Origin of the sequence: Pseudomonas sp. PD9R (assembly GCF_019200975.1) — a bacterium.
Lineage (GTDB): Bacteria > Pseudomonadota > Gammaproteobacteria > Pseudomonadales > Pseudomonadaceae > Aquipseudomonas.
Map to the genome: position 1 here is coordinate 118,970 of NZ_JAHTMR010000007.1, position 10,731 is coordinate 129,700.

General features: G+C 59.5%; 9 protein-coding genes. All 9 read right to left on the minus strand.

What is annotated here, in order from left to right; genetic code table 11:
• Entirely contained in the window at positions 1 to 450 is a 450-nt protein-coding gene (gspG, locus tag KUF73_RS15825; RefSeq protein WP_218439005.1) for a type II secretion system major pseudopilin GspG, read from the minus strand.
• 3 nt (positions 451 to 453) lie between these two features.
• Complete coding sequence (gspF, locus tag KUF73_RS15830; protein ID WP_218439006.1) at positions 454 to 1,662, minus strand: type II secretion system inner membrane protein GspF; 1,209 nt, start codon at positions 1,660 to 1,662, stop codon at positions 454 to 456.
• A 3-nt stretch (positions 1,663 to 1,665) separates the two neighbouring features.
• On the minus strand, positions 1,666 to 3,147 hold the full coding sequence (gspE, locus tag KUF73_RS15835) for a type II secretion system ATPase GspE (RefSeq protein ID WP_218439007.1): 1,482 nt from the start codon (positions 3,145 to 3,147) through the stop codon (positions 1,666 to 1,668).
• Entirely contained in the window at positions 3,144 to 5,072 is a 1,929-nt protein-coding gene (gspD, locus tag KUF73_RS15840) for a type II secretion system secretin GspD (RefSeq protein ID WP_218439008.1), read from the minus strand. Before gspD ends, gspE begins: the two co-directional genes overlap by 4 nt.
• A gap of 8 nt (positions 5,073 to 5,080) precedes the next feature.
• Positions 5,081 to 5,620 (minus strand): type II secretion system protein N, encoded by a 540-nt coding sequence (locus KUF73_RS15845; RefSeq protein ID WP_256345651.1) that lies wholly within the window; start codon positions 5,618 to 5,620, stop codon positions 5,081 to 5,083.
• Positions 5,621 to 5,627: 7 nt separating this feature from the next.
• A complete protein-coding gene (locus KUF73_RS15850; RefSeq protein ID WP_371135486.1) occupies positions 5,628 to 6,182 on the minus strand; it encodes a cytochrome b in 555 nt (184 codons plus the stop codon).
• A 71-nt stretch (positions 6,183 to 6,253) separates the two neighbouring features.
• Entirely contained in the window at positions 6,254 to 7,720 is a 1,467-nt protein-coding gene (gene gbpA, locus KUF73_RS15855) for an N-acetylglucosamine-binding protein GbpA (protein WP_218439010.1), read from the minus strand.
• A gap of 294 nt (positions 7,721 to 8,014) precedes the next feature.
• A complete protein-coding gene (gene hemE / locus KUF73_RS15860; protein ID WP_218439011.1) occupies positions 8,015 to 9,082 on the minus strand; it encodes a uroporphyrinogen decarboxylase in 1,068 nt (355 codons plus the stop codon).
• Between the two features lie 227 nt (positions 9,083 to 9,309).
• Positions 9,310 to 10,728 carry an FAD-dependent oxidoreductase gene (locus KUF73_RS15865; RefSeq protein ID WP_218439012.1) on the minus strand — a complete coding sequence of 473 codons (1,419 nt, stop codon included), beginning with the start codon at positions 10,726 to 10,728 and terminating at the stop codon, positions 9,310 to 9,312.
• Positions 10,729 to 10,731: the final 3 nt, after the last annotated feature.

Consider the following 10,731-nt stretch of genomic DNA (forward strand, 5'->3'; position numbering starts at 1 on the left):
TCAACCGCCCCAGTTGCCGATGTCGGCCGCGTGCCCTTCGCCGCCCACCACACCGTCGGCGCCCAGAGAGTACAAATCGTAGGTCCCATCGACTGATTTCACACCGGGATTGAGGTATTGATAGGGAGTGTTCCACGGGTCCACAGGCACGTTTTTCAAATAACCCTGAGGGTTCCAGTTCCGCGCCGCCGGCGATCCGGAGGGGCGTTTGCTCAAGGCCTCCAGCCCCTGCTGGGTCGAGGGATACTGGAAGTTATCGAGGCGATACATTTCCAGCGCGGTGGCAATCGCCTGGATGTCGACTTTGGCGGCGGTGACTTTGGCCTGGTCGGGGCGGCTCATGAACTGCGGCACCACGATGGCCCCGAGGATGCCGATGATGACCACCACCACCATGATTTCGATCAGGGTAAAACCGCGCTGCGCAGCGCTGTGACGTTGTGCGTTCATGGGTCAATTCACCAATTGGTTGAGACTAAGAATCGGGAGCAGGATGGCGAGGACGATCAGCAGCACGACGCCGCCCATCAGCACGAGCATGGCGGGCTCGAACAGGCTCACCACCAGCGCGATGCGTGCTGCAAGGCTGTTTTCCTGTTGCTCGGCAGCACGCGCCAGCATGCGATCGAGTTCGCCGGCCCGTTCGCCGCTGCCAATCATGTGCAGCATCATCGGAGGGATGTCGCCGCTCAGTTCCAGGCCACGGGTCAAGGTGCCGCCTTCGCGGACGGAGCGGGCGACATCGGCCATGCGTGCTCGAATGGTCAAGTTGCCGATGACGGCGGCGGCGATTTCCAGTGCATCCACCAGAGGCACCGCACTCTTGCCGAGGATCGCCAGGGTGCTGGCAAATCGCGCGGCTTCCATCGTCCGCAGTACTTCGCCGATCAGCGGAATGTTCAATGCCAGACGATGCCAACGCAGCCGCCACACGGGCTGGCGCAGACTCCAGCGCCAGAGACCCATCAGCATGGCCAATGCGCTCAGCAACAGCAGGCCGTAATGGCGTAACCCATCACTGATGCCGATCAATGCACGTGTCAGCCACGGCAATGGCTGGCCGCTGTCGACGAATATTTTCACCACGTCCGGCACCACGTAGCCGAGCAGAAACCCGACGATCACCACGCTCGCCAGCATCAGGATCAGCGGGTACACCAAGGCCATCTGGATTTTTTGCCGCGAGGCTTGACGGGCCTGGGTGTACGTGGCCAGTTGTTCCAGTACGTGACCCAAATGCCCCGAGCGTTCACCGGCAGCCACCGTGGCGCGGAACAATTCGGGGAACGCTTTGGGAAATTGACCTAATGCCATGGCCAGGGCATGACCTTCCATAACCCGGCTTCTGACTGCCGATAACAGACTCGCGACCCGACGTTTCGCGCTCTGTTTGGCCACTGCGTCGAGGGCTTCTTCCAGCGGTAACCCGGCCTGAACCAGCGTGGACAATTGCAGTGTCAGCAGCGCCAGGTCTGCCGCATTCAACCGCGCTACGCTACGCGGTGCATGCGTGCCACCCGCCACCCGGATCTCATTCAAGTCACGTGGCCACAATCCGCGCTCGCGCAATAGTTGCCGCGCATGACGTGGGCTGTCGGCCTCAAGCCGTCCCTTGCAACGCTGCCCTTGCGCATCCTCAGCGCGGTAATCGAAGGTCGGCATCTCCTAGTCCTCCCGAGTCACGCGCAGCAACTCGTCGAGGCTGGTCAGGCCGTCGATCACTCGTTGGCGACCATCCTGAAACAAACTGCGCGACAGCTTGCGTGCCTCGTTGGTCAACGCCAGCTCGCTGCCACCCTGATGAATCAGCGCCGAGATCGCCGGCGTCACGCTGATCAATTCATAGATCCCGATACGCCCGCGATAACCGTGCTGACATTGCTCACAGCCCACGGCCCGAAACAATTGCAGCGGCATTGCGCTGTCATGTCCCAGTCGCCGACAAGCCGTTGCATCCGCGATGTAAGTCGCCTTGCAGTGCGGGCACAACGTACGCAACAAACGTTGCGCCAGGACACCCACCAGCGAGGACGCCAGCAGGTAGGCATCAACGCCCATATCCACCAGCCGCGTTACCGCACCGACCGCACTGTTGGTGTGTAACGTCGAAAGCACCAGATGCCCGGTCAGTGAGGCCTGGACAGCAATTTCCGCGGTCTCGCGATCGCGGATTTCGCCGACCATCACCACGTCCGGGTCCTGGCGCAGGATCGCCCGCAGACCCCGGGCAAAGGTCATGTCCACTTTCGGATTGACCGGCATCTGACCGACACCCGGCAGGTGATATTCGATGGGGTCTTCGACCGTGAGGATATTGCGCGTCTGGTCGTTCAGACTGCTGAGCGCCGCATACAGGCTGGTGGTTTTGCCGGAACCGGTGGGCCCGGTGACCAGCAGAATGCCGTGGGGTTTGCTCAGCAGTTGGCGCAGGGCTGCAAGGGTTTCGTCCGGCATGCCGAGACGCTGCAACTCCAGGCGCCCGGCCTGTTTGTCGAGCAAGCGCAAGACCACCCGTTCACCGTGTGCCGATGGCAAGGTCGAGACCCGTACATCGACTTCGTGACCGGCAAGGCGCAGGGCTATACGACCGTCCTGCGGCACACGTTTTTCGGCGATATCCAGGCGTGCCATGACCTTGATCCGTGACACCAGCAGCGTCGCCAGTTCACGCCGTGGTCGAAGCATTTCGCGCAGTTGCCCATCGACCCGCATGCGCACGGACAGGTACTGCTCGAACGTTTCCAGGTGCACGTCCGAAGCCTGCTCGCGCACCGCTTCGCTGAGCAGCGCGTTGATCAGGCGAATGATCGGTGCGTCACCCTGTTGCTCCAGCAGATCGGCGGTTTGCGGGACTTGGTCCACCAGGCTGAGCAGGTCGAGTTCTTCATCCAGCCCTTGGGCAACCTGCTCTGCCGCGCTCTGACCTTCGCGATAGGCGGCTGCCAGTCGCTCCGCAAACACAGCCGGTTGCAGCAACCGCAGTGGCAGCGCCCGACCGTACATGCGGCGTGCTTCAGCGACAGCGGTGAGCGGTGTATCGGCCCGCAGTGCCAACCCCCATTCGCCGTCGTCGCACTCCAGCAGTACGCCGAAACGCCGGGCGAAACCGAAGGGCAACGGCGCGCGGATTTCGCTCGTGCCGGTCATGGCGTACCCGGCGCTGCTTTGCGCAGGTCGAACACCGGCGCTTCGGCTCCCGGTTCGAACAGCTGACGCGCGTCCGCTGGCAGCAGCAACGAGTTATTGTCCCGTGCGCCACGCTGGCTCAAGTCATGCAGTGCGTTGTACCGCTGTTGGCTGACGTCGGCCAGGTCCTCTTTGCTGCGCACGATGGTCGGTCGTAAAAACACCATCAGATTGCTTTTGGTCTGGGTATCGCGGGTCCAGCGAAACAGCGCGCCCAAGTAAGGAATGTCACGCAACAGCGGCACTCCGCTTTTCTGGGTGCGCACGCTGTCCCGGATCAGCCCGCCAATGACAATGATTTCGCCATCGTCGGCCAGGATGGTGCTCTTGAGCGCACGCTTGTTGGTGATCAGGTCCGAGGAATCGATGCCTGACACCGAAGGCGCGATGTCTGACACTTCCTGCTCGACCTCCAGCCGCAAGGTCGACCCTTCGTTGATGTAAGGCTTGATCTTCAAGCTGATGCCGACGTCTTTGCGCTCGACCGTGGTAAACGGATTATCGGCGCCGCTGCTGTTGGTGGCGTAGGAGCCGGTTTTGAACGGGACGTTCTGGCCGACAATGATTTCCGCTTCCTGATTGTCCAGTGTCAGCAGACTTGGCGTGGACAACAGATTGCTCCGGGTACTGCTGGCCAAAGCCGAAATCAGCGCGCCAAAGCGATCACCACCCAGTTGTAAAAGCGCGCCTTCCGGTGCCGATTTTTTCTCGTCAAAGGTCAGGCCGCCGACGATCGGGATGTCGGTGCCCGGGAAGTTGATGAAGCCTTTCGCGTCGCCAGTACTCACACCCCACTGCACACCCACCGCCTCGGCGATGTCGCCGGAAATCTCGACGATGGCGGCATGGATCAGCACCTGCGCCCGAGGCTGGTCCAACTGACGCACGATGCTTTCGATGGTTCGGACCTGCGCCGGGTCGGCAATCAAAATCAACGCATTCTGGCTTTCGTCGGCCTTGATCATGAAGGTTGCACCAGGCGAGGCGTCCTTACTGCCACCAAGGGCCGGAGGCGCTTTTCTGCCCTGCCCCATACTTTCCAGAATCTCGGCCAATTGCTTGGCATCGCTGTGGCGCAGGCGGATGACCCGGGCGTTGTCGAGGGCCTGCATGGCTGGCGTATCGAGACTGCGCGCCAAGTCGGCCAAGCGTTGGCGAACGGCGGGCGGGCCAATGAGGATCAGGCGGTTGGTTCTGCTGTCGGCCAACACCTGGGTTGCGCTATCGGCGTTGCGCTTGCCCATGGCGGCTTCCATCACTGGAGCCACGTCACTGGCTTGAGCGTGACGTAGCTGAACCACGGCATGCATGTTGTTTTGCCCAGCGTCCAGTTCCCGGACCACTTGGGCGATACGTTGCACATTGGCGGCGGTGTCGGTGACTACCAACGCATTGGCCGATGCTGATGGGCCGACATAGCCATGGGTCGAGACCAAAGGCCGGACCAGCCCGGCAATATCGGTAGCGCTGTTGGTGTTGAGCTCAATGACGCGGGTGACAAATTGCGAGGCCGTGGCGTTTTTCACAGAACCGCTGCCGGCGCGGGTTTTGGCTTCAGCCACGGGGGTGATCAGAATGCGGTCACCTTCATCGATCACGGTGAAGTTATGGGCATCGAGCACCGCATAGAACAAGCGGCGCACACCCTCGCGATCAAGGGCTTGATGGGACATGACGGTGATGCGCCCGGAGACTCGGGGATCAAGCACCACGGTCGTGCCGAGAATGGACGAGATTTCTTCGACAATGTCCCGCAGTTCGGCATTGTTCATCGCCAACTGCCATTTCTCTTCCGCGGCCCGAAGCACGCCAGGTAAGGTCGCAGCCGCCAAAACGGCAAGAAGAAGCATGGAGCGCAGGGCGTGCGCGCCAACGAAGCTGTTCATGAGTTTGATCACTCGGACGGCCCGGAAAGCGGGCGTAGAAAACGTGTAGAAACCGTAGAGGCTTGGGTGTCAGCTGACGATTCAACTGGACGCAGGAAACGTGCAGCTGACGGCTGCAGGGTCAAACGTTCTTCCCGGCCCTTGTTCCACAGCACCACGTGATTGGCCTCGACGCGGCGCAAGGTACTGCCGCCCGGCAAGCGCTCGCCCACCTGATACATGCGCGGCCCTTGAGCATCGGCCAGCAGCGCTCTGGACAAACCACTGCTGACGACAAAACTCGCCTGCAAGATCAGCGGTTCGGCGCTGGCCATTAACGCGGTATCCGTCGACAGGCCAAGCACCGTTGCGACCGCCGTTGCGTCCAGCGGCGCAAGATCGGGCGCAGCTGTTGCAGTAGCGGCTGCCAGTGATGGCCGCGCAAAATATTGGCGAAACTGCCATTCCTGCCACACCACAAACACGGCGTAGCCCACCGGCAAGGCCAGCAGGCAGACATTGCTCAAGCGCAAGCCGAGTCGGGCAGCCGCCTTCAGAGAAAAGTTCACGAACGGTTCACTCGAACCGCTCGTTCGGACGATTCGGGCACAGTCGCAAGGACATTCGCCGCAATATGCGGTGTCCGCACACCTCATGCACGATCACCGCAGCGACATGCACTGCAATCAATCCCGAAAGCACGACACACGCCCACACATGAGCGGTAAAGAACTGCGCGATCAGCTCAGGATCACTGAGCGGCTGTGCAATCTCGACCACACCGAACACATTGATCGGGCGATCCATCATCAACACACCCGTCACCAGCACGATACTCACCGTGAGGTAGATCAGCGTGTGCGCGAATAAGGCGAGTTTTTCTTCAAAAAATAGAGCGCTCACACGCGTGTAGCGGGCATGAGCGGCAAAAATACACAGCCGCCAGACAAAAAACGGTATGAATACGGTGGTCAGTGACACATTGATAAATCCGACCCAATATTTGACCCCGGCTGAAACTTCAATTCCGGTCACATAAAAACCGGATGCCAAAGTCCACAAGATGACCACCGCCGACAGCCAGTGCAGCAGCACGCGTTGCCTGGAGTAGCCCGAATTCTTAATTTTCATCTCGATTACCAACAGGAAAACCAGCCTTCAGGCGACCCGACTCAGGTCGCCTGAAGTACTACCGGGGGGACTTAGAGTTTGTCCCACGCCATATGCCAGTGCGCACCGACGCCAGGTTCAAAGCCGTTGGCGGTTGGGCTGTATTGCTTGCAGTAGCCCGACTCCGGGAACGGCTTGCACTCAAAGACTTCGTTGGTCTTTGGTTGCAGCACTTTGGTACCGGCGGTGTAGCCGCTGATGCCTTCCGGGAACACGAACTCATAGTCGGCACCTGCACCTTCACCGGTGATGTTGGTGACTTGGGTATCCTGGCGAGTGGTTCGGCCATCCAGCGTGGTGCCGACAAGCGTCAGCGTGTGCGCGCCTGGATTGCTGCGAACATCCATGGCCAACCATGTCGGGCCACTGTCCACCTGTGCCGAAGTGGAGCCGACGGGTTTGTTGTGCTCGTCGAACAAGGTTGCCTCGATGTTCATTTTGCGATTCGAGATCATGCTGAACTCGACCTTGGCCAGGCCTTTTTCCAGGACGTATTCCGATTGCTGAGACGCAACGGACATGCGAGCCGCCGCATCTTCCTGCATGTTCAACTGCACTTCGTAACGGGTTACACCGCTTTCTTTTTGCGCGTACAGGCTGTTGTTGCCACGGATCGGCTCGATGTTGCCGTTCTCGTCGCGAATACCGGCGCGGATAAGTGTGTGAGTGCTGTTGATTTTCTCTGCCAGCTTGAACGCCCAGTTATTTGGTGAGCCTTCTTCGGCAGTGTCGATGCTGACTTCGACGCTGTATTGCGCACTCTCGCCGCTGGCGGTGAATGCACGAGCCTTGACCTTGTCGCCGACCAGCAATTGGGTGGTTGGGGCGATACCACCTACCGAAGACCAACCACCCGGAAGCGAAGGTTCGGCAAGAATATTCACATCGGCAACACTATGGAACGCCGCATCGGTGTCACCGACGGTCCAGATCGCCAGGATCACGTGTTGGCCGGTTTTGTCTTCAGGGATGGTGCAGTTTTGTTTGGTGCCGGAAACCGGCATCTGATGGCCGCCGTCGAAAGCACAGAACGGCGTATTTTCGAACGAGACGCGCTTGAGGGATTCGTTAGGATTCCAGCCGTTGCGAGTGATGAAATACTCGTGTTTGGTGACTGGGTGGGGTGCCTTGTATTGCCATTCGAAATCGATGTTGCGATCCCGGATTTCCGTCAAGGCCCAGCGAGTGGCCGACTGGGCGTCCATGGCCGAAAAGCTAGGGTGACCACCACTGGCGATCTTGCCATCGATCGGCCCCTGTAACGGCGCGCCACCAACACCCGCCGGGAAGCCCTTGAAGGTTTCGCCCACGCTTTGTGGTTCGTATTGTGCGGCGCCACAGTTGGTATTTGCCCCTTTCTGGCACAACAACGCACGCGAAGGCGGCACGTCCAGATAGCCATGAGCGGAAGCGGTTTGTGAAGCCATCATTGCCGATAACAGGATCATTGAAGAAGTGCAGGCTGCTAATGCACTTCCTTTATAAGAAGTATTTTTCATCGAATGAATTCCGGACTACTTATCGAAGATTAAGACGCTCATTGCTGGCGCCGATATTTGCGATATTGCTCAGTATTTGGCTGAGCAAGAAGCCGGAACCTTACTTGGATAAAAGCGTTTTCTATGTAGGGAAAGTCTCTGCTTAGAGCGGGAACAGTCTCTCTATACCTTTATCCGACAAAGAATGAAAAACTTCTTACAAGTAGCAACATCCAAATTAAACATGCCGTTTTTAAAAACAAAAAAAGCCTGTCCGGCACGAAGCCGGACAGGCTTTTTTACAACGTTATAAATTTATTCGTGATACTGCGCCGACAACTCATGTACCGCGCGCAAGAAAGCGCCAGCGTGCTCCGGATCTACCTCTGGCGTGATGCCATGTCCGAGGTTGAACACATGGCCACTGCCCTTGCCATAACTGGCGAGGATACGCCCGACTTCGGTGCGGATCGCTTCCGGTTTTGCGTAGAGCACGGTCGGGTCCATGTTGCCTTGCAGGGCGACTTTGTCACCTACGCGGGCACGAGCGCTGCCGATGTCGCAGGTCCAGTCCAGGCCCAGCGCGTCAGCGCCGGCATCAGCGATGCTTTCCAGCCACAGGCCGCCGTTCTTGGTGAACAGGATCACCGGCACCTTGCGGCCTTCGTGCTCGCGGATCAGGCCGCTGACGATTTTGCGCATATAGGCCAGGGAGAATTCCTGATAGGCCGCCGCCGACAGGTTGCCGCCCCAGGTATCGAATATCTGCACCGCTTGCGCACCGGCCATGATCTGGCCGTTCAGGTAGCTGGTGACCGACTGCGCAAGTTTATCCAGCAGCAGGTGCATGGCTTGCGGGTTGTCGTAGAGCATGGCTTTGGTCTTGCGGAAGTCTTTCGACGAGCCGCCTTCGACCATGTAAGTGGCCAGGGTCCACGGGCTGCCGGAGAAACCGATCAGCGGCACACGGCCGTTCAGTTCGCGGCGGATTGTGCTGACCGCGTCCATCACGTAACCGAGGTCTTTATGAGGATCGGGAATCGGCAGGGCCTCAATGTCGGCCAGGGTGCTGACGACTTTTCTGAAGCGCGGACCTTCACCGGTTTCGAAGTACAAGCCTTGGCCCATCGCATCGGGGATGGTCAGGATGTCGGAAAAGAGGATCGCCGCATCCAGCTGTGGATAGCGGTCGAGCGGTTGCATCGTGACTTCGCAAGCGAACGCCGGGTTCATGCACAGGCTCATGAAGTCGCCGGCCTTGGCGCGGCTGGCGCGGTATTCAGGCAAGTAGCGACCGGCCTGACGCATCATCCACACAGGGGTGACGTCTACGGGTTGCTTGAGCAGGGCGCGCAGGAAACGGTCGTTCTTCAGGGCAGTCATGTCGGCATCCGGAAAAAAAGTGCGGGCATTTTCTCAGAGCGCGACGCAAAAGGCACGGCAAGCGCCGCACCTTTTGTCTATCGGGTCAATTTGTCGCGGGTTTCGTCGGCTAGATGTGTGCTGATACGGCGGGCCTCTTCGCGGGCAAGCCTCGCTCCTACAGGGTTTACGCAACCCCTGTAGGAGCGAGGCTTGCCCGCGAATGGGGCGACGCCGATCCAGAAGATTTACACGCCCAGGTAATCCAGGATCCCTTCAGCCGCATTACGGCCTTCGAAGATCGCCGTCACTACCAGGTCCGAACCGCGCACCATATCGCCACCGGCGAAGATTTTCGGGTTGCTGGTCTGGTGCTTGTACTGGCCTTGTTCCGGTGCAACAACGCGGCCCTGGCTGTCGGTCTGAATGCTGAACTGCTCGAACCACGGCGCAGGGCTTGGACGGAAACCGAACGCGATGACCACGGCGTCAGCCGGGATGATCTCTTCGGAGCCGGGGATCGGCTCAGGGCTGCGACGGCCACGGGCATCAGGCTCGCCGAGACGGGTCTCGACCACCTTCACGCCTTCGACCTTGTCTTCACCCACGATGGCGATCGGCTGGCGGTTGTAGAGGAACTTCACGCCTTCTTCCTTGGCGTTTTTCACCTCTTTGCGCGAGCCCGGCATGTTCGCTTCGTCACGACGATAAGCGCAGGTCACCGATTTGGCACCCTGGCGGATCGACGTACGGTTGCAGTCCATCGCCGTGTCACCACCACCGAGCACCACGACCTTCTTGCCTTTCATGTCGACGAAATCTTCCGGCGACTTTTCAAAACCCAGGTTGCGGTTGACGTTGGCGATCAGGAAGTCCAGCGCGTCATACACGCCCGGCAGGTCCTCACCGGCAAAGCCGCCCTTCATGTAGGTGTAGGTGCCCATGCCCATGAATACGGCATCGTATTCTTCGAGCAGTTGCTCCATGGTCACGTCCTTGCCCACCTCGGTGTTGAGGCGGAACTGGATGCCCATGCCGCTGAAGACTTCGCGACGATTGCTCAGCACGGTTTTTTCCAGCTTGAACTCGGGGATGCCGAAGGTCAGCAGACCGCCGATTTCCGGGTTCTTGTCGAACACCACCGGAGTCACCCCGCCGCGCACCAGCACGTCAGCACAGCCCAGGCCAGCAGGGCCCGCGCCGATGATTGCGACACGCTTGCCGGTCGGCTTGACCTTGGACATATCTGGACGCCAGCCCATGGCGAACGCGGTGTCGGTGATGTACTTCTCAACCGAACCGATAGTCACCGCGCCGAAGCCGTCGTTGAGGGTGCAGGCACCCTCGCACAGACGATCTTGCGGGCACACCCGGCCGCAGACTTCCGGCAGGGTGTTGGTCTGGTGCGACAGCTCGGCGGCCTGGAGGATGTTGCCCTCGGCCACCAGTTTCAGCCAGTTTGGAATGAAGTTGTGCACCGGGCACTTCCATTCGCAATACGGGTTACCGCAACCCAGGCAGCGGTGGGCCTGATCGGCCGACTGCTGGGGTTTGAACGGTTCGTAGATTTCCACGAACTCTTTCTTGCGTTGACGCAACAGTTTCTTCTTCGGATCTTTGCGCCCGACCTCGATGAACTGGAAGTCATTATTCAGACGTTCAGCCATTGT